24 protein-coding genes are annotated in these 25426 nt (G+C 71.2%); 15 read left to right on the forward strand and 9 right to left on the reverse strand.

Annotated elements, in window-relative coordinates:
- Positions 1 to 81: 81 nt before the first annotated feature.
- Entirely contained in the window at positions 82 to 795 is a 714-nt protein-coding gene (gene trhA, locus EJC51_RS30775; protein ID WP_126274054.1) for a PAQR family membrane homeostasis protein TrhA, read from the reverse strand.
- Positions 796 to 1134: 339 nt separating this feature from the next.
- Here trhA and EJC51_RS30780 point away from each other — a divergent pair, with 339 nt between their 5' ends.
- The 7 genes from EJC51_RS30780 (at position 1135) to EJC51_RS30810 (ending at position 8431) form a co-directional block, all read left to right on the forward strand.
- Positions 1135 to 2967, forward strand: a complete 1833-nt coding sequence (locus EJC51_RS30780) for a phosphoenolpyruvate carboxykinase (GTP) (protein ID WP_126274055.1) — start codon at positions 1135 to 1137, stop codon at positions 2965 to 2967.
- A gap of 277 nt (positions 2968 to 3244) precedes the next feature.
- Positions 3245 to 4207 carry a serine/threonine-protein kinase gene (locus EJC51_RS30785; protein ID WP_244363474.1) on the forward strand — a complete coding sequence of 321 codons (963 nt, stop codon included), beginning with the start codon at positions 3245 to 3247 and terminating at the stop codon, positions 4205 to 4207.
- Positions 4208 to 4292: 85 nt separating this feature from the next.
- Entirely contained in the window at positions 4293 to 4649 is a 357-nt protein-coding gene (locus EJC51_RS30790) for a hypothetical protein (protein ID WP_244362925.1), read from the forward strand.
- A gap of 91 nt (positions 4650 to 4740) precedes the next feature.
- The gene (locus EJC51_RS48305) at positions 4741 to 5667 is read left to right on the forward strand and encodes a hypothetical protein (protein ID WP_208870752.1); all 927 of its coding nucleotides are present in this window, start codon (positions 4741 to 4743) and stop codon (positions 5665 to 5667) included.
- A gap of 32 nt (positions 5668 to 5699) precedes the next feature.
- Positions 5700 to 6461 carry a vWA domain-containing protein gene (locus tag EJC51_RS30800; RefSeq protein ID WP_126274058.1) on the forward strand — a complete coding sequence of 254 codons (762 nt, stop codon included), beginning with the start codon at positions 5700 to 5702 and terminating at the stop codon, positions 6459 to 6461.
- Between the two features lie 3 nt (positions 6462 to 6464).
- Positions 6465 to 7262, forward strand: a complete 798-nt coding sequence (locus tag EJC51_RS30805) for a PP2C family serine/threonine-protein phosphatase (protein ID WP_126274059.1) — start codon at positions 6465 to 6467, stop codon at positions 7260 to 7262.
- Positions 7259 to 8431, forward strand: a complete 1173-nt coding sequence (locus EJC51_RS30810; protein ID WP_126274060.1) for a hypothetical protein — start codon at positions 7259 to 7261, stop codon at positions 8429 to 8431. The genes EJC51_RS30805 and EJC51_RS30810 overlap by 4 nt, the downstream gene beginning before the upstream one ends.
- A gap of 2 nt (positions 8432 to 8433) precedes the next feature.
- Here EJC51_RS30810 and EJC51_RS30815 read toward each other — a convergent pair whose 3' ends face one another.
- From EJC51_RS30815 to EJC51_RS30840, 6 genes are all read right to left on the reverse strand, one after another.
- Complete coding sequence (locus EJC51_RS30815; protein ID WP_126274061.1) at positions 8434 to 9033, reverse strand: hypothetical protein; 600 nt, start codon at positions 9031 to 9033, stop codon at positions 8434 to 8436.
- Positions 9020 to 10546, reverse strand: a complete 1527-nt coding sequence (locus EJC51_RS30820; RefSeq protein ID WP_126274062.1) for a substrate-binding and vWA domain-containing protein — start codon at positions 10544 to 10546, stop codon at positions 9020 to 9022. Before EJC51_RS30820 ends, EJC51_RS30815 begins: the two co-directional genes overlap by 14 nt.
- Complete coding sequence (locus EJC51_RS30825) at positions 10543 to 11712, reverse strand: toxic anion resistance protein (protein WP_126274063.1); 1170 nt, start codon at positions 11710 to 11712, stop codon at positions 10543 to 10545. Before EJC51_RS30825 ends, EJC51_RS30820 begins: the two co-directional genes overlap by 4 nt.
- On the reverse strand, positions 11709 to 12782 hold the full coding sequence (locus EJC51_RS30830; protein ID WP_126274064.1) for a substrate-binding domain-containing protein: 1074 nt from the start codon (positions 12780 to 12782) through the stop codon (positions 11709 to 11711). Before EJC51_RS30830 ends, EJC51_RS30825 begins: the two co-directional genes overlap by 4 nt.
- Before the next feature lie 247 nt (positions 12783 to 13029).
- A complete protein-coding gene (locus EJC51_RS30835; RefSeq protein ID WP_126274065.1) occupies positions 13030 to 13425 on the reverse strand; it encodes an SCO4983 family protein in 396 nt (131 codons plus the stop codon).
- Between the two features lie 75 nt (positions 13426 to 13500).
- Entirely contained in the window at positions 13501 to 14712 is a 1212-nt protein-coding gene (locus tag EJC51_RS30840; protein WP_097268373.1) for a pyridoxal phosphate-dependent aminotransferase, read from the reverse strand.
- A 125-nt stretch (positions 14713 to 14837) separates the two neighbouring features.
- Here EJC51_RS30840 and EJC51_RS30845 point away from each other — a divergent pair, with 125 nt between their 5' ends.
- Together EJC51_RS30845 and EJC51_RS30850 are read left to right on the forward strand one after the other, a co-directional pair.
- Complete coding sequence (locus EJC51_RS30845) at positions 14838 to 15509, forward strand: hypothetical protein (RefSeq protein ID WP_126274066.1); 672 nt, start codon at positions 14838 to 14840, stop codon at positions 15507 to 15509.
- A gap of 184 nt (positions 15510 to 15693) precedes the next feature.
- Entirely contained in the window at positions 15694 to 16608 is a 915-nt protein-coding gene (locus tag EJC51_RS30850) for a S1 family peptidase (protein WP_126274067.1), read from the forward strand.
- 3 nt (positions 16609 to 16611) lie between these two features.
- Here EJC51_RS30850 and EJC51_RS30855 read toward each other — a convergent pair whose 3' ends face one another.
- Together EJC51_RS30855 and EJC51_RS30860 are read right to left on the reverse strand one after the other, a co-directional pair.
- A complete protein-coding gene (locus EJC51_RS30855) occupies positions 16612 to 18195 on the reverse strand; it encodes an N-acyl-D-amino-acid deacylase family protein (RefSeq protein WP_126274068.1) in 1584 nt (527 codons plus the stop codon).
- A gap of 11 nt (positions 18196 to 18206) precedes the next feature.
- Complete coding sequence (locus EJC51_RS30860; RefSeq protein WP_126274069.1) at positions 18207 to 19487, reverse strand: amino acid deaminase; 1281 nt, start codon at positions 19485 to 19487, stop codon at positions 18207 to 18209.
- Between the two features lie 135 nt (positions 19488 to 19622).
- On the opposite strand from EJC51_RS30860, the gene EJC51_RS30865 reads away from it, so the two are divergent.
- The 6 genes from EJC51_RS30865 to EJC51_RS30890 all read left to right on the forward strand — a co-directional run bounded on the left by EJC51_RS30865 (position 19623) and on the right by EJC51_RS30890 (position 25393).
- A complete protein-coding gene (locus tag EJC51_RS30865) occupies positions 19623 to 20654 on the forward strand; it encodes a sugar kinase (RefSeq protein WP_126274070.1) in 1032 nt (343 codons plus the stop codon).
- Complete coding sequence (locus tag EJC51_RS30870; protein WP_126274071.1) at positions 20651 to 21415, forward strand: IclR family transcriptional regulator; 765 nt, start codon at positions 20651 to 20653, stop codon at positions 21413 to 21415. The genes EJC51_RS30865 and EJC51_RS30870 overlap by 4 nt, the downstream gene beginning before the upstream one ends.
- Positions 21412 to 21822 (forward strand): RidA family protein, encoded by a 411-nt coding sequence (locus EJC51_RS30875; RefSeq protein WP_126274072.1) that lies wholly within the window; start codon positions 21412 to 21414, stop codon positions 21820 to 21822. Before EJC51_RS30870 ends, EJC51_RS30875 begins: the two co-directional genes overlap by 4 nt.
- Positions 21823 to 21932: 110 nt before the next feature.
- A complete protein-coding gene (locus EJC51_RS30880; RefSeq protein ID WP_126274073.1) occupies positions 21933 to 23414 on the forward strand; it encodes a GntP family permease in 1482 nt (493 codons plus the stop codon).
- Between the two features lie 159 nt (positions 23415 to 23573).
- Positions 23574 to 24695: a macro domain-containing protein gene (locus EJC51_RS30885; RefSeq protein ID WP_126274074.1), complete on the forward strand. Its 1122-nt coding sequence runs from the start codon at positions 23574 to 23576 to the stop codon at positions 24693 to 24695.
- Positions 24692 to 25393: a hypothetical protein gene (locus EJC51_RS30890; protein WP_126274075.1), complete on the forward strand. Its 702-nt coding sequence runs from the start codon at positions 24692 to 24694 to the stop codon at positions 25391 to 25393. Before EJC51_RS30885 ends, EJC51_RS30890 begins: the two co-directional genes overlap by 4 nt.
- Positions 25394 to 25426 lie beyond the last annotated feature (33 nt).

A 25426-nucleotide genomic window follows, 5' to 3' on the forward strand; every position in this document is an offset into this window, starting at 1 on the left:
CGGTTGGGCATGTCAAAAAGGGCCACGGCTCGCAAGCCGTGGCCCTTCGGGAGGTGCGGGTGGGTGTCGCCACCCGTACTGCTATCCGTGCTGGTATGCCACCAGGGAGATCCCCACGTAGTGGACGACGAACGCCGCCAGCGTGAGCGAGTGGAAGACCTCGTGGAAGCCGAACCAGCGCGGGGACGGGTTCGGGCGCTTGATGCCGTAGATGACGCCACCGGCGCTGTAGAGCACGCCGCCGACGATCACCAGCACCAGGACCGCGATGCCGCCGGTGCGCATGAAGTCCGGCAGGAAGAAGACCGCCGCCCAGCCCATCGCGATGTAGCAGGGGGTGTAGAGCCAGCGCGGGGCGCCGACCCAGAACACCCGGAAGGCGATGCCGGCCAGGGCCGCGGCCCAGATGCCCCACAGCAGCCACTGCCCCTTCGCGCCGGGCAGGAGCAGCATCGTCAGCGGGGTGTAGGTGCCCGCGATGATCAGGAAGATGTTGGCGTGATCGAGTCTGCGCAGGACGCCGTCCATGCGCGGGCTCCAGTTGCCGCGGTGGTAGAGGGCGCTGACGCCGAACAGCAGGCAGGCCGTCAGGGCGAAGATGCCGCAGGCGATCCGGCCCCGGGTCGAGTCGGCGAGGGCGGTGAGCACCAGGCCCGCGATGAGTACGGCCGGGAACATCCCGAGATGCAGCCAGCCGCGGAGCTTGGGCTTGACCGGGTGCGGGAGAGAGAGCGCCACGGGGCCACGGCCGGCGGCCGAGGGGTCCAAAGGCGCGTCGGAGGCGGACGCAGTCATGCCCGGCATCGTACCTACGGAACCGTAAGTCGCGGATGAGCAGGGACCGGTAATCGGCCGAGAGTGGCCATCATCTCACGGGAGTTGACCATGCGGGGGCGTAGTCAAGGGACCGTCAAGCGAACTCAAAGTGCACGCATGGCAACACTCCGACACGTGGCAATGCTCACTCCGCTCACCTGTGATGCCTTCTGGACAGATGGGCACTCGGGACGGATGATCAGATGAGTGCGGTCGGCACCGGATGAGCGCCAAGGTCACCACCGAGAGGCGCTGGACGCATCCGGGTCGCAGCCCCCACGGGGCCTCCAACAAAAAATCCCTCATTTAGGAGCAATCGTGGCGCGCGACATCGCGGCTCCCCCCGTCATCCCCACCAAGCACCAGGAACTGATCTCGTGGGTGAACGAGATCGCCGAACTGACCCAGCCGGACAACGTGGTCTGGTGTGACGGATCCGAGGCCGAGTACGAGCGCCTGTGCGAGGAGCTCGTCGCGAAGGGCACCTTCCAGAAGCTCGACCCGATCAAGCGCCCCAACTCCTACTACGCGGCCTCCGACCCGACCGACGTCGCGCGCGTCGAGGACCGCACCTTCATCTGCTCCGAGAAGGAGGAGGACGCGGGCCCGACCAACCACTGGAAGGCCCCCGCGGAGATGCGGGAGATCTTCGCCGGCAAGGACGGGCAGGGCGGCATCTTCCGCGGCTCCATGAAGGGCCGGACGATGTACGTCGTCCCGTTCTGCATGGGCCCCCTCGGCTCGGACCTCTCCGCGATCGGCGTCGAGATCACCGACTCGGCGTACGTCGCCGTCTCCATGCGCACCATGACCCGCATGGGGCAGCCGGTCCTCGACGAGCTCGGCTCCGACGGATTCTTCGTCAAGGCCGTCCACACCCTGGGCGCCCCCCTCGCGGAGGGCGAGGCGGACGTCCCCTGGCCGTGCAACTCCACCAAGTACATCTCGCACTTCCCCGAGAGCCGCGAGATCTGGTCCTACGGCTCCGGCTACGGCGGCAACGCCCTGCTCGGCAAGAAGTGCTACGCCCTGCGCATCGCGTCGGTGATGGCCCGGGACGAGGGCTGGCTCGCCGAGCACATGCTGATCCTCAAGCTCACCCCGCCGCAGGGCGAGTCCAAGTACGTGGCGGCGGCCTTCCCCTCGGCCTGCGGCAAGACCAACCTCGCCATGCTGGAGCCCACCATCTCCGGCTGGACCGTCGAGACGATCGGCGACGACATCGCCTGGATGCGCTTCGGCGAGGACGGCCGCCTCTACGCCATCAACCCCGAGGCCGGCTTCTTCGGTGTCGCCCCCGGCACCGGTGAGCACACCAACGCCAACGCGATGAAGACCCTGTGGGGCAACTCCGTCTTCACCAACGTGGCCCTCACCGACGACAACGACATCTGGTGGGAGGGCATGACGGAGGAGACTCCGGCCCACCTCACGGACTGGAAGGGCAACGACTGGACGCCGGAGTCGGAGACCCCGGCCGCCCACCCCAACGCCCGCTTCACCGTGCCCGCCTCGCAGTGCCCGATCATCGCGCCCGAGTGGGAGGACCCGAAGGGCGTGCCGATCTCGGCGATCCTCTTCGGCGGCCGCCGCGCCTCGGCCGTACCGCTGGTGACGGAGTCCTTCGACTGGAACCACGGCGTCTTCCTCGGCGCCAACGTGGCCTCCGAGAAGACCGCCGCCGCCGAGGGCAAGGTCGGCGAGCTGCGCCGCGACCCCTTCGCCATGCTGCCGTTCTGCGGCTACAACATGGGCGACTACATGGGCCACTGGGTCGACGTGGCCAAGGACAAGGACGCCGCGAAGCTTCCGAAGATCTACTACGTCAACTGGTTCCGCAAGAACGACGAGGGCAAGTTCGTCTGGCCCGGCTTCGGCGAGAACAGCCGCGTCCTGAAGTGGATCGTGGAGCGCCTCGACGGCAAGGCCGAGGGCGTCGAGACCCCGATCGGCATCCTGCCGACGAAGGACGCGCTGGACACCAAGGGCCTCGAACTCTCCGAGTCCGACCTCGACTTCCTGCTCACCGTCGACAAGGAGGTCTGGCGCGAGGAGGCCGCGCTGGTCCCCGAGCACCTCAACACCTTCGGCGAGCACACCCCGAAGGAGCTGTGGGACGAGTACCGGGCGCTGGTGGAGCGCCTGGGCTAGAGCCCACGCCGAAGACTCCGCGGCCGGTTTGGATGTGCCCTGACCAGCGATCGTCACGGCCGGCCGCGGTGTGAACCGACGAGGTTCCGTACAACGGCGTGCGGAGCCATGGGCCTGTCGTTGTGACCCCGTCCGCCCCGACGGGGGACACAGCGACAGGCCCTCGTCTTTTTCGTCATCACCTCTGTGCGGGCGGGGATTTCGCGGGACACTCGGGACATCCTGCAACGAACCCCGAAATGAGGTGAGCGGGGTGCGCACACCGGTCAGCGACCCTATGAAGGTGGGGCCGTACCGTATCGTCGGGCGGCTCGGCTCCGGCGGCATGGGCTGGGTGTATCTCGGGCGTTCGCCCGCCGGGCGCGAGGTGGCGGTGAAGGTGGTACGCCCCGAGCTGGCGGCGGAGTCCGAGTTCCGGGAACGCTTCGCGCGCGAGGTCGCGGCCGCCCGCGTCGTCAGCGGCGCCTACACCGCGGCGGTCATCGACGCCGACACCGAGGCCGAACTGCCCTGGCTGGCCACGATGTACGTGCCCGGCCCCTCCCTCGCGGAAGCCGTCCGCACGGACGGCCCGCTCCCCGAGAACCAGGGGCGCCGGCTCGGCGCGTTCCTCGTCGAGGCGTTGCAGGCCGTGCACGCGGCGGGGGTCGTGCACCGCGACCTCAAGCCGGCCAACGTCCTGCTGGCCTCCGACGGGCCGCGCGTCATCGACTTCGGCATCTCCCGGGTCGCCGGGGCACCCGGCCTGACCAGGGTCGGACTCGTCGTGGGCACACCGCCGTTCATGTCGCCGGAGCAGATGAAGGGCGCCCCGGCCGGGCCGGAGAGCGATGTGTTCTCCCTCGGCGGGGTGCTGGTGTACGCGCTCTCCGGGCATCCGCCGCACGGTATGGGGGAGGCCGTCCGCTACCAGGTCGTCTTCGGCGAGCCCGACCTCGACGGCGTACCGCAGTCGATGCGGCCGCTGATCGCGCACTGCCTCGCCAAGCGGCCCGCGGACCGGCCCCGGCTGGCGGAGCTGCTGGCCGAACTCCTCGACGAGGCACCGCAGTCGCCGTCCTGGCCGCCTCCGAAGGTGCGGCGGACCATCGAGGTCCGGGTGAGCGAGCTCAACGCCCGCCGCAAGTCCGGTACGAGTGTCTCGGTGCCGTCCTGTCTGATGCTGCACGCCCAGGCCCTGCTGGACGCCGGGCTCACCGACGCGATGGTCGCCCGGGCGGTGGACCGTGGTAGCGCCTGAGCACTCGACGGGGCCGGCCCATGAGATCGGTACGTACTGGCGGCAGTTGGTGCGGAACTGGGCGGCGGGCCGGAACCTGCACATCGTGACGGACACCGATTCCGTGTCCCTGCAATGCGATATCGAGGAAACGGGTCGCCTGCTGACGGTCAGATTCATGACCACCAAACGGCTGCTGGTCGCCTTTGTCACCGACGGGAATTTCCTGCGCCACGATCAACTGGCCGTCGCGGCCGCGGCGTCGAACGCGTGGAACACCGAACAACTGAATCCCATGTTGTCCGTGTGGGATGTCCGAGGCCCTCGTCCCTGTCTCGCAGGGGTGTGCGATCTGCCGCTGACCTGCCGTATCGCCCAAGCGGACTTCGATGCTTTGGCCAGCGATTGGGTGGAACGGGCGCGGCAGATGTTCACCCGTTGTCATCAGGTGTTCCAGTTGTAGAAGGGAGGCGTGTGATTGCGTAAACCCCTTTCCGGAGCGGGTCAGTTGCTCCACTATGAGCACGGGTCTTATTCGGGCCACGGGGGTGCCCATGGGGCGAGTGCTGCGTGTCGTCGTTCTTCTCGGAATTGTGTTCGCCCTGCTGCCGGCGGTTCCCGCGGCGGCGGCTCCGTGCGACGAGGGGAACCTCTCCGACCGGCTGAAGTGCTGGACGGGGCGGCTCGACGACGATCCCGTCACCCTCAGCCTCGACCACGCGTTGCCGCTCGAAGGCGACAAGAAGACGCGTGCGGAGATCATCAGGACGATCGAGGAGCACAGCGACAAGCTGGTGGTCCAGGTGCCGGCCGGTGTCTCCACCGGCGAGGGCGGAACCGTGCTCCTCATCCTGGCGAAGCGGGAGAACCGGCTCGTCGACCCGGACGCCCGGATCGACCGCTTGCACCAGAGCACCCATGACGAGCTGACCGCCTTCTGCACGGAGCCGCGGAAGTCGCTGTGCGACGACCTGGTCGTCCAGAACGGCAAGCAGGACCCGGTCTCCGGCGAGGAGTTGATCAGCAGCGGCCGGGTCACCGAGCACCGCTCCTATGTCGCGGACGGGGCCCAGAACCAGGGCAGCGACGTCGAGAAGTGGCTCCTCCCCGCCACCGCCGCCCTGCTCGCCCTCCTCCTCGCCGCCTTCGTCCTCGTCGTACGCCACACCCGTACCGCCCCCGCGCCCGCCACCGGCCCCGCGCCCGCCGCCCGCACGCCCGACGAACCCACCCGCGCCCTCCGCACCACCCGCGCCCGGACCGTGACCCGCACCGGCCCCACCCACCCCGCCGTGGTCCGAACCGATCTGCACCCGCAGGGATACGTCGAGCTCGACCGCGTCCTGTACCGGGCGGTGTGGGCCGAGCCCGGGCAGGCGGCGCCCCCGCCCGGCTCCCGGGTCGATGTCGCCGACGGTCCGGACCCCGGCGTCCTGTACGCCTTTCCGCCCGCCGCCGGGCGTCACGCTCACGCCCGTTGACCCAGGTACCGCCGCGCCACCAGGAGAAGCCCATGTCCAGCGATTACCCGCCCACCCTGCCGGCGGAGTACGCCGACATCGAGTTCGAGAACAACGCCCAGCGGCTGCCCCTCGTGCTGTGTCTCGACACCTCCAGTTCCATGGCGGGGCCGCCGATCCAGACGCTCAACAACGCCCTCGTGGAATGGACCCGGGAGCTGCACGACGACGTCTCGCTCAGCTACAGCGTCGAGGTCGCGGTCGTCACCTTCGGCGGGCAGGGCGTCGCCGCCTGGCGCGGGCCGCAGCCGCTCGTGCCCGGCGCCCCGGTGAGCCCGTTCGTGCCCGCGCACATGTTCCGGCCGCCGCAGCTCACCGCCGCGGGCGTGACGCTGATGACGGAGGCCCTGGAGCTGTCGATGCACATCGTCGCCGCCCGCAAGGCCGAACTGCGCGCCTCCGGCCTCCAGTACTACCGGCCGCAGATCTGCCTGGTCACCGACGGCATCCCCACCGACGCCACCGGCCACCGCACCGACTCCTGGCACCGGCTGGTCCCCGTCCTCGCCGAGGAGCAGAACGCCCGCCGCTTCCGGCTGTACGCGATCGGCGTCGGCGGCATCACCGACTTCGGCGAGCAGGTCCTGCGGGCGTTCGCCCCGAAGTTCAACGCCACCATCCAGGGCTTCCCGTTCCGCGAGCTGCTCCAGATGATGTCCGCGAGCGCGGGCGCCGAGCAGAAGGGCGCGGGCGACGAGGTCTTCGAGAAGATCTTCAGCCAGTTCAAGACCCAGCGCCCGGCCTGGGAGAGCTAGGCGATGGCCGCGGACCGGGCCGGCTGGCGCATCCACGGCATGAGCGTCGAGGGCTACCGGCACCGCCGGGACGGGCTCCCCTGCCAGGACGCGTGCGCGCACACCGACGCGGGCCCGGTCGCCGTGCTCGCCGTCGCGGACGGCGCCGGCAGCCGGCCGCGCTCCGACGAGGGGTCGCGGCTCGCGGTGGAGCTGGCCGCGGAACGGTTCGTACGACGCGCCGCGGCGGCCGTCGACAGCCCGCCCGGCGCCGCTGTGCACGACTTGCTCACGGACGCGTTCCACGAGGTCACCAAGGTGTTCCTGGACACGACAGGACCGGCGGCCGGCGACTTCGCGACCACCCTCACCGTCGTGGTCCTCGCCCCCGGCTGGCTCGGCCATCTCTCCGTCGGCGACGGATTCGTCGTACTCCGCGCGGGCAGCGAGGACGGTGAACGGCAGTTCCATCTGCTGCCGCAGCCGGCGGCGGCCGGCGAGTACAGCAACGAGACCGTCTTCCTCACCTCCCCGGACGCCGCCCGCTGGGTGCACACCGACTGCGTCGCCGACCCGGGCGTCGACGGCGTCCTGCTGTCCACCGACGGTCTCGCGCAGGCCGCGCTGTCCCGCTCCGGCGCCGGCGCGACCACCCCGAACGCCTCCTTCGTCGATGCCGTCTTCCGCTCCCTCGACACGCCCGGACCGGTCTCCGACGCCGCCCACGACAACCTGGCCGCCCTCCTGCGGTCGGACCGGCTGACCGCGCTGAACGCCGACGACAAGACCCTGCTGCGGGCCGTGCGCAGGACGCGGCGATGAGCGGCCGCGTCGTCCACCTGGACGGGAAACCGGTCGTGCTCGCCGAGGCCCCGCTCAAGGGCGGCGGCCAGGCGGCCGTCTTCCCCGTCGAAGGCGACCACGGCACCGTCGTCAAGCTCTACCGCGACCCGCCGGGCCCCGACCAGGAGCGCCGGCTGGCCCGCATGCTCACCATGTCCCCGCTCGCCGCCCGCCCCACCGACCGGTCCCAGCCGCCCGAACTGGCCTGGCCCACCGCGCTCGCCCGCAGCCCCGAGGGCGCGTTCCTCGGTTACGCCATGCACCGCTTCGGCGAGCCCGAACACGTCCAGCTGGTCGGCCTGTTCACCCGCGCCCAGCGCCTGAGGCTGTTCCCCGAGGCGGACTGGCGGTTCCTGCTCGGCGTCTCCTGGAACCTCGCCTTCATGACCGCCCGCATGCACCACGACAACCTCGTCATCGGCGACTTCTCCAGCAGCAACGTGGTCGTCGACGCCAACGGCTTCGTCACCTTCCTCGACTGCGACTCCATCGCCTTCACCGACCCCGTCACCGGTGAGCCGTTCCCGTGCCTGATGCACACCACCGACTACTCCGCCCCCGAACGGCAGTCCGGCAGCCCCGCGAGCCGCGCCAGTGACGACTTCGCCCTCGCCGTGCTCGTCTACCAGCTCCTCACCGCCGGCAACCATCCCTTCGGCGGCGTCCCGCACGAGAGCACCTCCGAGTCGACCGTCAAGGACAACATCGCCGCCAGCTGCTCCTACGTGGTCCGCCCCGAGCACGTCGTCGTCCCGCGCGGCACCGTCGACCCCTCCGTCCTGCCGCCCGGCCTGCTCACCCTGGCCCGCGCCGCCTTCGGCCCCGGCGTCCACGCGCCCGCCGCCCGGCCCCCGGCGGAGGCCTGGCTGCGCGCACTGGACCAGGAGCGCTCACAGATCCGGGTCTGCCCGGCCCGCCCGCTGCACACCTACGGCGCCCATCTGCCGTCCTGCCCCTGGTGCGAGCGGCTCGCCCGGACCCGCCACGACGTCTTCAACGGCCCCGTCCCGGTGCCGGTCCCGCCCCCCGCACCCCCGGCGCCCGTGCCGACGCCGGCCACTCACCGGTTCGCCCTGCTGAAGGTGCTGGGACTGCTGCTCGTCCTGATGGTGATCATCGCGGTCGTGTCCGAACTCCTCGGCAAGTGACGTCAGTTCGCCCGCCCCCGGTCCTCCAGATACCGCGTGTGCGACTCCTGCCGCCGCGCCTCGGTCTCCCGCAGCGCGCCCGCCAGCCGCTCGGCCTCCTCCTGGAGGAGCGTCAACTGCCGTTCCAGATGCCGTTCCGGCGCCTCCTGCCCCGGCGCGAGCCGGGTCCACCACCTGGTGCGTACGAAGGTGTCGACGGCCTCGGGAACGTCCTGCCGTACGACCCGCGAGAGCGTGTGCACGCCCTCCGGGTCCTGGGCCAGCAGCTCGGTCGCCCAGCCGGGGTCCAGCAACGCGGTGAGCAGGTCGGTCAGTTCGGTGAGGCGCCCGGCGGCGGCCGGGGGCAGCTCGACCTCCGTCAGATAGCCGCACAGCTTCTCGAAGTCGCCGCGCAGGGCGTCCAGTTGGGCCGAGGCGTCCGGGAAGTCCGGCAGCGCCGGCCGCTCCGGCGGGGCGACGAGGGCGCCCGCGCCGTACAGTCCCGCGACGACGACCGGCCAGTACGGCCCCGCCACCCCGGCGAGCGTGAGCGCCACCCCGACCAGCCCGCACGCACTGCCCGCGATGTTCTTGCGGGACTCCAGGTATCTACTGATAGCCACGGATCTCCTCGAAGGCGCCGTCCAGCGAGCCCTGCTGGGCGTCGAAGAGGCGGCCGCCGGTCAGGTCGGCGATGTGCTCCAGCTCGGACCGGTCGGAGTCGCCGAAGAGGATGGGGAAGACGGGGATCTGCCGTGCGGTGCCGTCGAGTCGCTCGTAGAAGTCCTCGAACTCGCCGGCGTCCGCCCCGGCCGTGTTCTCGCCGTCCGTCATCAGCACGATCGACGTGAACGTGTCCTCGTCGGCGCCGAGCCGGCCGTACGCCTTCTCCAGCGACGTGTAGATGGCCGTGTCCCCGTCGGCCTCGAGGCTCGCGGTGTCCTTCTTGATCGCGTCGAGCCCGGACCGCGGGTCCGCGGGGTCCACCACATGGGTCCGTACGCTCTTCACGTCCGACCCGAACGGCATCAGCGTCACCTCCTCGCGCTCCCGGAAGTCGCCGGTGAGGCCGGTGAGCGCCGTCTTGAGGCCGTCCAGGCGCTCGCCTTCCATGGAGCCCGAGGTGTCCAGGACGTACACGGTCCGCGAGGGGCGGCGCAGTTCGTTCTCGTACGAGTCGAGCAGCCCGTCGGCCACCGAACGGCTGCCGGGGAAGGGCAGTTCGCGCCGCCGGGTGGTGTCGAGGCCGGCGGCGGGCGCGACCCCGGCGACGACCGGGCGGCGGTGGGTGCGCTCGGTGATCTCGCGCTGGATCTCCGGGCTGCGCAGGGCCTCGCCCAGGCGCCGCACGGTGTCACGGTCCGTGGCGTCGGCCGAGGCGAGCGTGGAGAGCGGGTAGTCGGCGGTGACGACACCGTCGCGGGGGCGGATCACGGTCAGGCCCGGGATGCCCTTGAGGACGGACTCGTAGTTGAGCAGCGCGTCGACGTTCCCGCGCCGCCGGTAGGCCGTCGCCAGCCAGCCCGACGACCCGGAGGTCAGCTTCTGCCCCTGGAAGAACTCCTTCAGCCGCGGGCGGGCCTCGGCGATGTCCGCGTCGGTGAGCGCGGACTGGGCGCCGGAGAGGGCCGAGGCGACCGAGATCAGCGTCGAGAAGCCGGAGTTGGAGCGGGACGGGTCCGTCATGCCGTAGGTCAGCCTGCCGTCCGCGACCGCCTTCTCGACCTGGGACCAGGTCACGTCGGTGGGGTTCCAGCCCAGCTCGCGCAGGGTGGCGGGCTTGACGCCGAGGGCGACCGGACTGGCCATGACGGTGGTCTCGGACACGATCTTCCGGGCCGCCTCGGGACGCAGTCGCAGATAGTCGTTGGAGGACAGCCACACCGCGTCGAACCGCCCGTCCGCCGTGCCCTTCGCGAGCCGGTCCACGGCGTCCAGGGTGCCCGCGTAGGACAGCTCCACGGGGACGCCGAGGTCCGCGCCGACCCGTTCCAGGATCGGCTCCATGTCGCTCAGCTCGCTGGAGGCGAGGATGTGCAGCGCGTCGGGGTCCGACCCGCCGCCCTTCTCCTCGCCGGCGGTGCAGCCGGCGAGCAGGGCGACGGCGGCGAGGGCGCAGATCAGTGCTCGTCTCATCCGAGGCCCCCTTCCAGCGCGCCCTGGGACCGGCTGCGCTCCAAGTAGGCACTGGCGTGCTGGAGTTCGGAGGTCAGCGACTCCACCGTCGACGCCATCACCTCGGTCGCCTGCACCTTGTAGGTGTCGATGGTGTCCAGGGTGCGGTAGATCTGCTGGAACGCCGACCGCAGGGTCTCGGCGCCCACGGCCGGGTCGGCGGCGATCCGCTGGATCTCCCCGCTCTGCGTGGCGAGCATCTCGGCGTTGCCCCGGATGAGGTCCTCGGTCGTCCCGCGCAACGCGTTGACCTGCTCGACGACCTTCTTCTGGTTGTCGAGCGCGGAGGCCAGCATCACGGAGATCCGCAGCGCCGACACGGTCGTGGTCGCGGCCCGGTCGACGCCCTTGATGAGCTCCTCGTTGTTCCGGCGTACGACGTCCATCGCGAGGTAGCCCTGCGCGCACACCGCGAGCTGGGTCAGCAGGTCCTGGTGCTTCTGCCGGACCGGGAAGAGCACGTCGGCCCGCAGACCGTCGGCCTGCTGCGGGTCGGCGACCCCGGCGATGTGCTGCTCGACCGCCGTGTCCAGGGCCTCGGTCAGCACGACGTACTCCTGGAGCTTGCCCATGGTCTCCCACAGCCGCACCCGCTCGGTCTGCAACGCCGCGTTGTCCCGCCGCAGTTCGTCCTGCCCACCGCGCAGCGCGCCCACGATCCGGTTCAAGGTCCCCTGCGCGGAGGCGTACTTGGCGACGTAGTCCCGCACCTTGTTGCCACCCGGCAGCCGGGACAGGAACTTCCGTCCCTTGGCGACCGCCAGATCACGCGGGTCCAGGTCCTCCACGACCCGCCGCAACTCCACGAGCGAGCCCGCGACCCGGGCCTGCGCGTCCCCGCCCTGGTCGGGCAGGCTGCGCACGGTCCGCTCCAGCATCCGGTTGGACTGCGCGGCGGCACTGCGCATGTCCCCGGCCCCCAGCCCGGTGATCTCGCCGACCTTCCCCGCGAACTCGGGGGAGCGGGCGTCGAGCGCCGCGAGCCCGGCCACGTAGTCGGCGGCCTTCTGTGCCATCCCCGTACGGACGGAGTCGTCGACGGGCACGAGCCCACCGGCCCGCTCCCGCGGCACGGCGGCGACGGCCTCCGGCGGAGTGAGTACGAAGTCGTTGTCGATGTCGGTCACTTGTCGTCCCCCGTAGCGCGGCGGGCCAGCTCGTGCAGCACCGCGGAGGTGGGCACGGGAGCCTGGCGGACGCCGGTCAGTTCCTGCTTGAGATGCGCGTCGGCCGAGCCGAACGCGGTGGCCGCCCCCTGCGGCCGGAACCCGTGCCGGACCAGCAGCCTGCGCAACTCCGGGTCGCTGGACAGGAGTTCGGCGAGCGCCCGGCCGTCCTCGGTGAGCGGTACGACGGTGTGGTCGCTGTTGACCGTGGTGTCCGGGTAGAGGACGACCATGTCATCGGGCTGCTGTCCGCCGACCAGGAGCGAGGCGACCTGCGACTCGTACACCAGGACCAGCGGGTTGCCGACCCCGCTGACGAAGTCCCGGAACGAGGCGTCGGTGCTGGTCTGCTGGGTGCCCTGGACGCTGACGAGCTTCTTCAGCAGCGGCGCGGTGCGCGCGACGTCGGCGTCGCTCGCGACCACCTTGCCGCCGTTGGCGACGTAGGAGGTGGCGGCGAGATAGAGGGCGCCGGAGTTGGAGGACTCCGGGTCGGTGCTGGAGATGTAGAGCGTGCCGCCCAACTCCCCGTACTTGCCGGCTCCCTTGAGTTGCTGCCAGGTCCGCCCCGCGCGGGCCGCGTCGAGATACGCGCCCATGTCCAGGGTGCCGCGGCTCTTCCCGTCCAGCGTGGCCAGCCCGTTGCCCGCGAGCACCTCGGCGGCGCTTCGGTGCGCCACGACGACGAGGGGCGAGTAGAAGGGGCGGGGGAGGGTCCCCCGTACCTTGTACTTCTCGGCGAGCTCGACGGCCGGCGCCTGACTGGAGGGAAGGGCGAAGTCGTACCCCTTGAGGTCAAGACCTTCCATGGCCCAGGACCCGGAGGTCTCGGCCTTCACGGTGTAGCCCTTGGCGGCGAGGGCCTTCACCACATCGGGATCGGCGAAGAACTCCGCCTTCTCCGACCCGATCACACCTTGCGCGGTCTTCGTTGCCGTGCCCTTGTCCTCACTACCGCGACCTGCGACGACGGCCACCACCACACCGCCGACGAGCAGAACCGCGAGGACGATTCCGATGATTCGTCTCACAGGGGGAGAGTGCTCGCGGAACGAAACATTCCCCGTGGGTAAGGGTGAACGGGGGATGTCGTACCGGCCCCGGTGCTGCAACGCCCCCAGGGGCGCGGGGAACTGCGCGATCAACCACGACGGACCGGCACCCGCGGGAGACATGAACCCCTACGGCGAACAGGCGCCCCGGCTCAAGCCAGCGCAGTGCATGGCACCCGGTCCGCGCGTCGCTGCGGGTGCACGCGGACCGGGGCCGTTCGTGGGGTCAGCCGACGCTGCTCAGGGCGTGGGCGTCCATCCGCTCGGCGGCCAGGATCGCCACCGCCGTGTCCGCACGCGACGCCGCGACCACCAGCGCCCGCCCCGCAAGGGCATGCGCCCGCTCATGCAGAGCCGCGGCGTCACCCGCGCCGGAGGTGACCGCACGGACCGGCGTGCCGCCACCCCGCAACCGCGTCACCTGCTCGGCGAGCCGCTCCGCGGCGGTGTCCAGGTCGGTGGACGGCTCCAGCGCACGCAGCTCGTCCGTGACCGCGAGCAGCGCGGACAGATGCCCCGCGAGCTGGATGTCCAGCTCTTCCTCGCGGCTGCGGTGTGGGAAGTCCGTGGGGGCGTCGGCCATCGTGCTGTGGACCGACTTGGTGCGGATCGGTTCGTACATGAGAGGGCCTCCGTCACTGTCAGGAAGCCATCCTAGCTTAGATTCTGTCTAAAGTTGAGCCGACCGTAGATCTGGTTACGGCTGGCTGTAGCCGTCCAGGAAGTTCCCGATCCGCGTCACCGCATCCCGCAGATCACGCGCGGTCGGCAGCGTCACCACGCGGAAGTGGTCCGGCTCGCTCCAGTTGAAGCCCGTCCCCTGGACGACCATGATCTTCTCGCGCCGCAGCAGGTCCAGGACCAGCTGCCGGTCGTCCTTGATCTTGAAGACGTTGGGGTCGAGCCGCGGGAAGAGGTACAGCGCGCCCTTGGGCTTCACGCAGCTCACCCCGGGGATCTGCGTCAGCAGCTCGTACGCCACGTCCCGCTGCTCCCGCAGCCGGCCGCCGGGCAGCACCAGGTCCTCGATGGTCTGCCGTCCGCTGAGCGCGGCCACCACCCCGTGCTGCCCCGGCATGTTCGCGCACAGCCGCATGTTGGCGAGGATGGTCAGGCCCTCGATGTAGGAGTCGGCGTGCGCGCGCGGGCCGGAGATGGCCATCCAGCCCACCCGGTACCCGGCCACCCGGTACGCCTTCGACATGCCGTTGAAGGTGAGGGTCAGCAGGTCGGGCGCGACGGACGCGGTCGGGACATGGACCGCGTCGTCGTAGAGGATCTTGTCGTAGATCTCGTCGGAGCAGACCAGCAGGTTGTGGCGGCGCGCGATGTCCGTCAGCCCGCGGATCATGGCCTCGTCGTACACCGCGCCCGTCGGGTTGTTGGGGTTGATGATGACGATCGCCTTGGTGCGGTCGGTGACCTTCCGCTCCACGTCCGCGAGGTCCGGCATCCAGTCGGACTGCTCGTCGCACCGGTAGTGCACGGCCGTACCGCCGGACAGGGACACGGCGGCGGTCCACAGGGGGTAGTCGGGGGACGGTACGAGCACCTCGTCGCCGTCGTCCAGCAGCGCCTGCATCGCCATCACGATCAGCTCGGAGACGCCGTTGCCGATGAAGACGTGCTCGACGTCGGTCTCGATGCCGAGCGTCTGGTTGTGCATCACGACGGCCCGGCGCGCGGCGAGCAGTCCCTTGGCGTCGCCGTAGCCATGGGCCGACGACACGTTCCGCAGGATGTCCTCGAGGATCTCCGGCGGGCAGTCGAACCCGAAGGCGGCCGGGTTGCCGGTGTTGAGCTTGAGGATGCGGTGACCCGCCGCCTCAAGACGCATGGCCTCCTCGAGAACCGGGCCCCGGATCTCGTAACAGACGTTGGCGAGCTTGGTCGACTGGATCACCTGCATGTCAGGGAGCTTACGGCCCGGTAACGACCCTTGGGCGGTGTTTCCCATCACGTGAGACGGGTGGTTTGGACGGTTATCGCCGGTAGCTGTCTCTGGAACCCCCCGCGTCCCTACAATGCGCGGCCATGTCCAGGCCACCCCAGTACGAGAACGGCATCGGCGCGGCCGGAGAGCCCCAGGGTGCGCCGAACGTGTACCACCCGCAGCCCGAACCACCCCCCTCCTACGACGCGTACGCCGACCCGGCCATCGCGCACGGATGGCAGAACACGTACGACGAGACGGCCGAGCTGCCGTCGCTGGCCCTCGGGGCGCCGGGGCTCGCGGAGGCTCCGGCGGCTCCGGTCGGCGCCGGACCCCGCTCCCGTCGTAAGCCCAAGACCGGCCCCTGGCGCTCGCGGCGCGTGGCGGTCGCGGCCGGGGCCGTGGGCGCGGTGTCGGTGGCGGCGCTGATCGCCGGGTTCTCGCTGTCCGGATCGTCCGACGGCCCGGAGGGCAAGGGCGCGCCTACGGGTTCGGCGGCGCCGGACGTGTCGCCGGAACCCGCCTCGGGCGCGCCGGGCGAGACGGGCTCCCCGGCAATCGGGTCCGCGCCCGCCTCCTCGGTCCCGTCCGCGCGCCCGTCGGCCACGAAGGCGGACACGGCCGGGCCCTCCGTCGGCGCCTCCGCCACCACGACCGCTCCCGCCCCCGAGCCCACGCCGACCGCGACCCCGTCCGGTCCGGGCTCCGACTCGGGCGCCGGTTCCGACGGCAAGCCCGGCAAAGGGCGCGGCAGCACCAAACGACCCAGGTAGCGGATGCATGAAGTCCCCAACTGTGGGCAGCAGCCCGCCTGTTGACAGGGGACGCATAGGGAAACCCCCATCGCTCGAAGGAACTCCTTGCCCGGCCGCCCCCCTGCGATGAGAATGCGCATGACAACTTGGCGGGTGGCCGGAGATTCTCCGGTCACCCTCGTCGCAATGAGGGGACCCCCACATGAAGAAGCCTCTCGGTGCCGTAGTGATCGCCCTGGCCTTGGCCGGGGTCGGCGCGGCACCCGCGGTCGCGGCCCCGGACAGCACGGGCGCGGTGGACACCAGCACCGCCGTCGCCACGGCCTGGGACACGGTCACGTCCGCCTCGGCGAGCCTGAACCGGGCGCTCGCGCCCCAGGTCAAGGCCGTCAGCTTCGCCGGTACCGTCTCGCTCAGCAACTGTTCCGGGTCCGTCATCCGCTTCCCCAACTCCGAGGCGGACGACCCCGCGCTGGTCATGTCCAACGGGCACTGCCTGGAGACCGGCTTCCCGGCGGCCGGCGAGGTCATCGTCGACCAGGCCTCGACCCGCAGCTTCGGGCTTCTCAACTCCGCCGGCACCCGGGTCGGCACGCTCCGCGCCAGCAAGATCGCCTACGCGACGATGACCGACACCGACGTGTCGATCTACCAGCTCACCCGCACCTACGCCTCGATCAAGAGCACGTACGGCATCGACGCCCTCACCCTGAACGACACCCACCCGGTGGCCGGCACCGCCATCACGGTCGTCTCCGGCTACTGGAAGCGCACGTACGCCTGCAACGTCGACGGCTTCGCCTACCGCCTCAAGGAAGGCGAGTGGACCTGGAAGGACTCGGTCCGCTACACCTCCGCCTGCCAGACCATCGGCGGCACCTCGGGCTCGCCCGTCATCGACAACGCCACCGGCAAGGTCGTCGCCGTCAACAACACCGGCAACGAGGACGGCGGCCGCTGCACCGACAACAACCCCTGCGAGGTCGACGCGAGCGGCAACGTCACCGTCCGCGAGGGCATCAACTACGCCCAGGAGACCTACCAGATCCCGGCCTGCTTCGGCCTGGACAACAAGCTGGACCTGAGCAAGAGCGGCTGCACGCTGCCCAAGCCGTAACACTCACGAGGGGGTTCGCCGGACGGAGCGTCCCGCAAGGACGTCCGTCCGGCGGCCGTCCTCGATCACGAAACGGCCGTCGACCAGGACGTGCGGGATGCCGGTCGGGAGCGTGCGCGGCTCGGCGAAGGTCGAGCCCGCCGCCACCGTCGCCGGGTCGAAGAGGACGAGGTCGGCCTTGTACCCCTCGCGGACCAGGCCGCGGTCGGGCAGCCGGAGCCGGGCCGCCGGGCGGCCGGTCAGATGCGCGACGCACTCCTCCAGGGACAGCACCCCCAACTCCCGTACGTAGTGCCCGAGATACCGCGGGAACGTGCCGTACGCCCGCGGATGCGGCTTCGCGCCCTGAAGGATGCCGTCCGAGCCGCCGGTGTGGACGCGGTGGCGCATGATCTGCCGGACGTTCTCCTCGTGGCCCACGTGCTGGATGATCGACGGGGCCAGCCGGTCGGCGAGCAGCAGCCGGCGGGCGGTCGCCCAGCCGTCGACGCGGCGGCCGACATGGTCCGCCAGCGCGGGATCGCCGACCCCCGAGATCTCGATCGTCTCCCACTCGACCGGCACCCCGTGGCAGCCGTCCGAGCCGACGACCTCCAGGTGGTGCCGGACGCGCTCGGCGGTGTCGTCGTCCGCGAGCCGCCTGAGGACCTCCTCCGGACCGCCCTCGCTCGCCCAACTCGGCAGCAGCGCGGCGAGAGTCGTACTGCCCGGTGTGTAGGGATACGTGTCGAGGCTGATGTCGGCGCCGTCCGCCAGGGCCTTGTCCAGCAGCGCGATCAGCTCCGGCGCCCGGCCCTTGTTCACCCCGAAGTTCATGGTGGCGTGGGCGAGATGGAGCGAGCAGCCCGCCTCCCGGGTCAGGGCCACCATCTCCTCGTACGCCTCCAGCGCGCCCGCCCCGTAGGAGCGGTGGTGCGGGCAGTAGTAGCCGCCGTACGACGCCACCACCCGGCACAGTTCGGTCAGTTCGGCGTCCTTGGCGTACATGCCGGGCGTGTAGGTGAGCCCGGACGACAGGCCGACCGCGCCCTGTTCCATGCCCTCGGCGACCAGCTGCCGCATCCGGTCCAGCTCGGCCGGGGTCGCCTCACGGTCCTCCCAGCCGACGGCGAGCATCCGGACCGTGCCCTGGGGGATCAGATACGCCGCGTTGACGGCGATGCCCCGGTCGAGCCGGTCCAGGTACTCGCCGACCGTCCGCCAGTCGAAGTCGATGTCGTCGCCGTACCCGTTCCACCCGGTGATCGCGCGGCGCACCTCGGCGAGCGTGCGGTCGTCGACGGGGGCGTACGACAGCCCGTCCTGGCCCAGGACTTCGAGGGTGACGCCCTGCGCGGCCTTGGCGCTGTGGTCGGGGTCGCGCAGCAGGGCGAGGTCGCTGTGCGCGTGCATGTCGATGAAGCCGGGGGAGAGGACGAGCCCTTCCGCGTCCAACTCCCTGCGTGCCGTGGGCCGTTGGCATCCGGCGTCGGCGGCCTCCTTGACGATCGAGACGATCCGGCCGCCGTCGACCACCACATCGGCGCGGTACGAGGGGTCACCACTGCCGTCGACGACGTCCGCGTCCCGGATGACGAGCTCTTCCATGGCGGGCCCCCTCAGAAAAAGGTACGGATGTACTCGACGACCGTGCCGTCCGCCTCGGCCACCGGGATCAGCTGCCACTTGTCGAAGGACGTGCACGGATGGGACAGGCCCAGGCCCAGCCAGTCGCCGACCTCCAGGTCCGCCTCCGGGCCGGTGCGCAGCCAGGCGTGCTGGTCGGACAGGCCGGTCACCTCGACCCCGGTCGCGGGCCGCTCCGCCGTCCCTTCCCGGCGTACCACCTGGGCGAACGGCAGGTCCAGGTCGTAGGCCGCGTCGCGCTTGCCCGCGTTGGCGAAGGCCTGCTCGGCGGAGGGCCGGGAGACGATCTGCGCCCAGAGCCGGAACGCCGGTTCCAGTGCGCCCTCCTCCGGGACCCGGTTGAAGGGGGTGATCTTCCGGTAGTGCCCGTCGTCGTGCGAGACGTAGGCGCCGGAGCGCAGCAACTTCAGTACGGGAAGGGACAGTTCGGGAATCTCGGCGAAGACGTCGGCGACCGCGTCGAACCAGGCGCTGCCACCCGCGCTGACGACGATCTCCTCCACACCGGTGAATCGCCCGGCCTTGTCGAAGTCGACGGCGAGCGCGACGAGCCGCCGCAGCCAGGCGTGCACCCGCTCGGGGTCGGCCCGGGGCACCTCGCCCTCGTACCCGGCGACCCCCACGAGCCGCAGGGTGTCGGTGCCCGCCACGGCATCGGCGACGGCCGCGCACTCGGCCTCGGTACGGACACCGGTACGCGCCCCTTCACCGGCGGCGAGTTCGACGACGACGTCCACCGGCCGCGCGGTCCCCCGCAGCGCCCGGTCCATCAGTTCGACGCCGCGCACGGAGTCGACGTAACAGATGATCCGGAAGGCGGGGTCCGACTCCAGCTCACCGGCGATCCAGCGGAGCGCGGCGGGGTCGGTCAGTTCGTTGGCGAGGAAGACCCGCTGGATGCCGTACGCCCGGGCGACGCGGACCTGGTGCGGGACGGCGAGGGTGATACCCCAGGCGCCGTGCTCGATCTGGCGCCGGAAGAGCTGCGGCGCCATGGACGTCTTGCCGTGCGGGGCGAAGGCGAGGCCGTGCCGGACGGCGTACGTCTCCATGAGCCGGAGGTTGTGTGCGAGGCGCTCGGCGGAGAGGGCCAGCACCGGGGTGGTGAAGCCGCCGGTGAAGAGGTTGCGGCGCTGGGCGGCCAGCTCGCCGACGGTGAGGCCGTCGGCGTCCGGGGGGAGGCCCTTGAAGCGGTGGTCCACGCGTTCCTCCGCGAGGCGGGCGAGGGCTTCGGAACCGGTGTCACGAGACACGGGGCCTCCCTGATCAGGTCAGTTGCACTCTCTGCAACGTCCATTGCGTATGTCGCTCAACGCTGTCTAACATCCAGGCCAACACCGGGTCAATGGAGCCGCCCGGGCCCGAGACGACGAGGAGCCACGACCATCGTGAACGCCCCGGACGTCGTGGACGTCGTCGCGCTCGGCGAGTCCATGGTCACGTTCCTGCCCACCCGACCGGGCCGCCTCGCCGACGTACCGTCCTTCGACCGTGCGATCGGCGGCGCGGAGTCCAACGTGGCGTGTGTCCTCGCCGCGGCCGGGCATTCCACGCGGTGGGTCAGCCGGGTGGGGGCGGACGGCTTCGGGGACCACCTGGTCGAGACGATCGGCTCGTACGGCGTGGACGTCGGCGGCGTACGCCGGGACGCGCTGCGGCCGACGGGGGTGTACTTCCGTACGGCGGGGGAGCGGGGGACGTCCGCGCACGAGGTCGCCTATTACCGGGCGGGGTCGGCGGCGTCGGCGATGACGGTGGAGAACGTGAAGGTGGGCGCCGGTCGGATACTGCACCTGTCCGGGATCACGGCGGCGCTGTCCGGGGGCTGCCTGGAGCTGATGCGCTCCCTGACGGCACGGTACGAGGGACGCCCGCTGGTGTCCTTCGACGTGAACCACCGGGCGGGGTTGTGGCGTTCCGCGGACGGGCCCCGGGCGCTGTTGGAGCTGGCGCGGGGTGCGGATGTGGTGTTCGTGGGGGAGGACGAGGCGGAGGAGGCATGGGGGGTCACGGGCGGGCCGTCGGCGGTGCGTGAACTGTTGCCGGAGCCGGCGGTGCTGGTGGTGAAGCAGGGAGCGGCGGGGGCTACAGCTTTTGCGCCGGCGCAAGCTGCGCCCACCCCCCGCACCTTCGAACCCGCCCCCACCGTCGACATCGTCTCCACCACCGGCGCCGGTGACGCCTTCGCCGCCGGGTTCCTCTCCGCCACCCTCCGGGGCCTCCCCGTACGGGAGCGACTGAGGCACGGCCACCTCTGGGCCGCCGCCACCCTCACCGCCCCCGGCGACCTCGCCGCACCCCCTTCCCGCGCACACGCCGACCGCCTCGTCGCCCTCGACGACCACGCGTGGGAGAGACTTCGACTCGGCCCCGGCTGGACGCAAGCCGCGCAGGCCCCGGAGGAGGGACGCACCCCATGAGTCAGACCGTCGACCGCGCGCTCAGCATCCTGCCGCTGCTAGCCGAGGGCCCCGCCGATCTCGGCCAGGTCGCCGACCGCCTCGGCGTCCACAAGTCAACGGCGCTCCGCCTCCTGCGTACCCTCCACGAACACGGCATGGTCTACCGCCAGTCCGACCAGCGCTACCGCCTCGGCGCCCGCCTCATCGCCCTCGCCCAGGAGGCGATGGAGAACCTCGACATCCGCGAGATCGCCCACCCCCACCTCGTACGCCTCAACGAGCAGGTCGGCCACACCGTCCACCTCGCCGTGTACGAGGAGGGCGACGTCCTCTACATCGACAAGGTCGAGAGCCGCTACCCGGTGCGGATGTACTCGCGGATCGGGAAGCCCGTCGCGATCACCGTCGCCGCCGTCGCGAAGCTGCTGCTCGCCGACCTCCCGGAGGCCGAGCGCCGCGCCCTCGCCGACAAGCTCGACTACCCCCTGTACACGGCCCGTTCGACCCCCAACGCCCCCGCTTTCGTCAAGGAGTTGGAGCGGGTGCGCGAACAGGGCTGGGCCACCGACCTCGGTGGCCACGAGGAGTCCATCAACTGCGTCGCCGCCCCGATCCGCGGCGCCGACGGCCGTGTCGTCGCCGCGATGTCGGTCTCCGCGCCGAACGTCGTCGTCACCGCCGACGAACTCCTCACCCTGCTCCCGCTGGTCCGCCGTACGGCGGAAACGATCAGCGGGGAGTACTCCGGCAGAACCCCCGTCAAGGAAGTCACCCCATGACCGAGAAGATCGCCCTCACCCCCAAGACCCACACCACCCCGCCCGCGAAGTTCTCGCACGGGGTGCGCAAGGGCAACATCCTCCAGGTCGCCGGGCAGGTCGGGTTCCTGCCGGCGGTGGAGGGGCAGGCCCCGACCCCCGCCGGGCCCACCCTGCGCGAGCAGACCCTCCAGACCCTCGCCAACGTCAAGGCGATCCTGGAGGAGGGCGGCGCCTCCTGGGACGACGTGCTGATGATCCGCGTCTACCTCACGGACGTCGACCACTTCGCCGAGATGAACGGCATCTACAACACCTACTTCGAGGAGCAGGGGCTCACCCAGCCGCCTGCCGCCCGTACGACCGTCTACGTCGGTCTTCCCGCCGGTCTCCTGATCGAGATCGACGCGCTCGCCGTCCTCGGCTGACGCACCCTCAACTCCCGCACCCCGTACGCCGGTGCGGCGCCCACACCGGCGCCGTACCGCGATCCCCCCTGCCCGAAAGCTCCATGTACTTACGCAGAGGACCCCCGAACATGCCCCATCCGCTCGCCGCGACCGCCCCCGCCGAGACCCCACCCCACACCGGCGGCCTGCTCCTCCTCGTCGACGGCACCGCCGGTCTGCTGACCGTCGCCGCCCTCGGCATCGCCCTGCTCCTCTTCCTCATCATCAAGGTCAGGATCCAGCCCTTCGTGGCGCTGCTGGCCGTCTCCATAGCCGTCGGCCTGCTCGCCGGCCTCTCGGTCACCGAACTCTTCGGCACCGTCCAGCGCTCCGACGCCGTCTCCACCATCGAGTCCGGCATGGGCGGCATCCTCGGCCATGTCGCGATCATCATCGGCCTCGGCACGATGCTCGGCGCGATCCTCGAAGTCAGCGGCGGGGCGGAGGTGTTGGCGTCCCGGCTGCTCAATCTCTTCGGTGCGAAGAGGGCCCCGCTCGCCATGGGCCTCACCGGCCTCATCTTCGGCATCCCGGTCTTCTTCGACGTCGGCATCTTCGTGCTCGCGCCGATCGTCTACGCGGCCGCCAAGCGCAGCGGCAAGTCGATCCTGCTGTACTGCCTGCCGCTGCTCGCGGGCCTGTCGATGACGCACGCCTTCCTGCCCCCGCACCCCGGCCCGGTGGCCGCGGCCGGCCTGCTCCACGTGGACCTCGGCTGGGTCATCCTCATGGGCGTCGTCTGCGGCATCCCGGCGGTGCTGGCCGCGTGGGCGTTCTCGGCGTGGGTCGGCCGCCGCATCTTCGTGGCCGTACCGCAGGACATGGTCGAGGCGGCGGCGGAGGCGCGGCTGGCGGTGATCGAGGAGCAGCGCGCGCAGGGTGTCGTACCGCGTGAGGACCCCGTCCCGCTCGGCACGGTGCTCGGCATCATCGGCACCCCGCTGGTCCTGATCCTCGCCGCGACCTTCTCCTCGATCGCCCTCGACCCGTCCACGGGACGCTCGGTCGTCGAGTTCTTCGGCAGCCCCTTCGTCGCCCTGACGATCGCCCTGCTCCTCGCGTACTGGCTTCTCGGCATCCGCCGCGGCTGGTCGCGCAAGTCCCTGGAGACGGTGTCGACCTCCTCCCTCAAGCCGGTCGGCAACATCCTCCTCGTGGTCGGCGCGGGCGGGGTCTTCGGCGCCGTCCTCAAGGCCAGCGGCGTCGCCCAGGCCCTGTCCGACACCTTCAACGACGTCGGCCTGCCGGTCATCGTCCTCGCCTACCTGATCTCGGTGGTCCTCCGGGTCGCCCAGGGCTCGGCCACGGTCGCCATCGTCACCACGGCCGGCATCGTGGCGCCCCTCCTCGCCGAGGGCGACCACTCGCAGGCCTTCGTCGCCCTCGTCATCATGGCCATCTCGGCCGGCTCCATCTTCGCCTCGCACGTCAACGACGGAGGCTTCTGGATGGTCGCCAAATACTTCGGCATCAGCGAGCGGGACACGTTGAAGACGTGGACCGTGCTGGAGACGGTGCTGTCGGTGGTCGGGTTCGTGGTGGCGGCCGTGCTCAGCCTCTTCGTCTCGTAACTCCCTTCCCCGTGCCCTGAGCTGCTTTCGTCTCGTAACTCCCTTCCCTGTGCCCCGACTTCGCCCCGGACGCGACCCGTTCGCGACCGGGGCGTGCGCTGGAATGGTTGTACGGAGCGGGCTTGTGAGGGTCGCGACGGCGGTGCGATGCTGATCGTCATGCCGCCGTCGCCTCACGTGCCCGATCACGGAGCGGTACTCGCGGAGGTGCGGAAGGTGCGGCGGGCCGGAGTCGTCAGGCTGCGCGCGCTCGACGTACCGGCGCTCGCCGGGGCCGCCCGTGAACTCCCGCGGGGAGACGGCGAGTCGCCAGGGGGGCCGGTGGAGAAGGTACTGCGGCTCGCCGTCTCCAGGATGGGCGGCGGCACCCTCCAGACCGCCGCCGAGTACAGCCTCGGCCTCGCCCAGGGCACCCGCGACTGGCCGGCCGCCGACCGGCGCCGGCGGGCCGCCCAGGTGTACGGGGTGAGCGTCGAGCGGTTCCGCAAGCACCACGAGCTCATGGTCCTCGGACAGGTCGCCGAACAGGTCGTCCAGCTCGTCGCCCAGGGGGTGCCCCGGAGGGGAGCGCCCGCACCGCCGTACGACCCGTCGCCCGACCGCATGCCCGCCGCCCACCGCACCCTGCACCCGCGCATCGACCGCCGTACCGTCCCCGTCACCGTGCACGTCCACTCCGTCGACCTGCTGCGCGACATCGACGTCGTCGTCTCGCCGACGAACATCTACTTCGCGCTGCCCGCGCCCTACAAGTCGTCCGTCTCCGCCACCCTGCGCCGCGCGGGCGCGCACCGGGACCCCGTCGGGGGACTCGTCGACGACACGATCGACGACGAGTTACGGGGCTGGACCGCCCGGCACGGGTCTCCCGGCCGGGCGGCACAGCCCGGGACGGTCGCGGTCACCTCGGCGGGCGCGCTGACGGGCCAGGGCATCCGGCGGATCTACCACGTCGCCGTGGCCGTACCCCGCCCCGAGACCAACGACTACGACGTCCAGCCCGCCGATATCACCCGCGGCGTCGCCCGCGTCTTCGCGCTGCTCGCCGAGGAGTCCGGCCTCCACGACCCGCCCCTGCGGTCCGTCTGCCTGCCCCTGCTCGGCGCCGGGCGCGGCGGCCTCACCCCGTTGGAGAGCTTCGGCGCGCTGTGGGCCGCCGTCGAGGCCGAACTCGCCCGCGGCGCCGACTGGGAGATCCACTTCGTCGTACGCCGGCACGCCCGCGCCGACCTGCTGGAACGCCTGCTGACCCCCCACGTCCCCGCGGAGGACGACCGATGAGCGCGCCCCACGATCCGCACGACGATCCGCACGACGATCCGTACGTCGTCCTCGCCGCCGCCGCGGCCCGCTGGGACCGGGTCGCCGGCCGCCTCGGCGCCGAGGAACGCGAGCGGCTGACCGGCCTGGTCGCCGTCGTCCGCGACGGGGAACGGGACGAACGGCTGCGGTACGCCGCCGCCCGGCAGGCCGCCGACCTGCTCGCCCAGTGGCTGCCGGACGAGTTCGGAGCGGACACCGGGGCGCGGTACACCGGGACGCCGGTGCTCGGTGGCGGCCGGCCGACCGTGCAGGGCTTCGCCGCCGAGGATCTCGCCGTCCTGCTCATCGACGGGCACCGCATGGTCGGTCCCGTCCTCGGGCCGGTGCGCGAACGGCTGCTCGCCGAGCCCGCGTTGGACGCCGAGACGCTGCTCCAGCGCGGCGGCGCCCCCTTCGCGCCCGAGCTGATCCGGCTGCCCGGCATCGGCGGACGGCTGCGCCTGCCGCGGTTCCAGTTCTCCGAGGACACCCTGCCCTGGCTGGTCGTCCTGGAGGTCAACGCCCTCCTCGCCGCCGACCGTGACCCGTGGGGCGCCGCCGACTGGTGGCTGTCCGCCAACGCCTGGCTCGGCACCAGCCCGGTGAGCCTGCTGGGCACCGGACGCGACCGTCAACTCGTCGATACCGCGCGGTTTCTGATGGAGAGTGGGGAATGAGTCCGAGAACGGAAGACGGCCTGCCGGATGGGA

Origin of the sequence: Streptomyces aquilus, assembly GCF_003955715.1 — a bacterium.
GTDB classification, from domain to species: domain Bacteria; phylum Actinomycetota; class Actinomycetes; order Streptomycetales; family Streptomycetaceae; genus Streptomyces; species Streptomyces aquilus.

Bases quoted from the DNA above. Each gene is read 5' to 3' on its own strand.
- EJC51_RS30885 (WP_126274074.1), top strand. From the start codon at position 23,574: ATGCCGCCGTCGCCTCACGTGCCCGATCACGGAGCGGTACTCGCGGAG.
- EJC51_RS48305 (WP_208870752.1), top strand. From the start codon at position 4,741: ATGGGGCGAGTGCTGCGTGTCGTCGTTCTTCTCGGAATTGTGTTCGCC.
- EJC51_RS30890 (WP_126274075.1), top strand. From the start codon at position 24,692: ATGAGCGCGCCCCACGATCCGCACGACGATCCGCACGACGATCCGTAC.
- EJC51_RS30875 (WP_126274072.1), top strand. From the start codon at position 21,412: ATGACCGAGAAGATCGCCCTCACCCCCAAGACCCACACCACCCCGCCC.
- EJC51_RS30810 (WP_126274060.1), top strand. From the start codon at position 7,259: ATGAGCGGCCGCGTCGTCCACCTGGACGGGAAACCGGTCGTGCTCGCC.
- EJC51_RS30845 (WP_126274066.1), top strand. From the start codon at position 14,838: ATGTCCAGGCCACCCCAGTACGAGAACGGCATCGGCGCGGCCGGAGAG.
- EJC51_RS30785 (WP_244363474.1), top strand. From the start codon at position 3,245: ATGAAGGTGGGGCCGTACCGTATCGTCGGGCGGCTCGGCTCCGGCGGC.
- EJC51_RS30835 (WP_126274065.1), bottom strand. From the start codon at position 13,425: ATGTACGAACCGATCCGCACCAAGTCGGTCCACAGCACGATGGCCGAC.
- EJC51_RS30880 (WP_126274073.1), top strand. From the start codon at position 21,933: ATGCCCCATCCGCTCGCCGCGACCGCCCCCGCCGAGACCCCACCCCAC.
- trhA (WP_126274054.1), bottom strand. From the start codon at position 795: ATGACTGCGTCCGCCTCCGACGCGCCTTTGGACCCCTCGGCCGCCGGC.
- EJC51_RS30840 (WP_097268373.1), bottom strand. From the start codon at position 14,712: ATGCAGGTGATCCAGTCGACCAAGCTCGCCAACGTCTGTTACGAGATC.
- EJC51_RS30855 (WP_126274068.1), bottom strand. From the start codon at position 18,195: ATGGAAGAGCTCGTCATCCGGGACGCGGACGTCGTCGACGGCAGTGGT.
- EJC51_RS30820 (WP_126274062.1), bottom strand. From the start codon at position 10,546: ATGAGACGAGCACTGATCTGCGCCCTCGCCGCCGTCGCCCTGCTCGCC.
- EJC51_RS30805 (WP_126274059.1), top strand. From the start codon at position 6,465: ATGGCCGCGGACCGGGCCGGCTGGCGCATCCACGGCATGAGCGTCGAG.
- EJC51_RS30800 (WP_126274058.1), top strand. From the start codon at position 5,700: ATGTCCAGCGATTACCCGCCCACCCTGCCGGCGGAGTACGCCGACATC.
- EJC51_RS30850 (WP_126274067.1), top strand. From the start codon at position 15,694: ATGAAGAAGCCTCTCGGTGCCGTAGTGATCGCCCTGGCCTTGGCCGGG.
- EJC51_RS30870 (WP_126274071.1), top strand. From the start codon at position 20,651: ATGAGTCAGACCGTCGACCGCGCGCTCAGCATCCTGCCGCTGCTAGCC.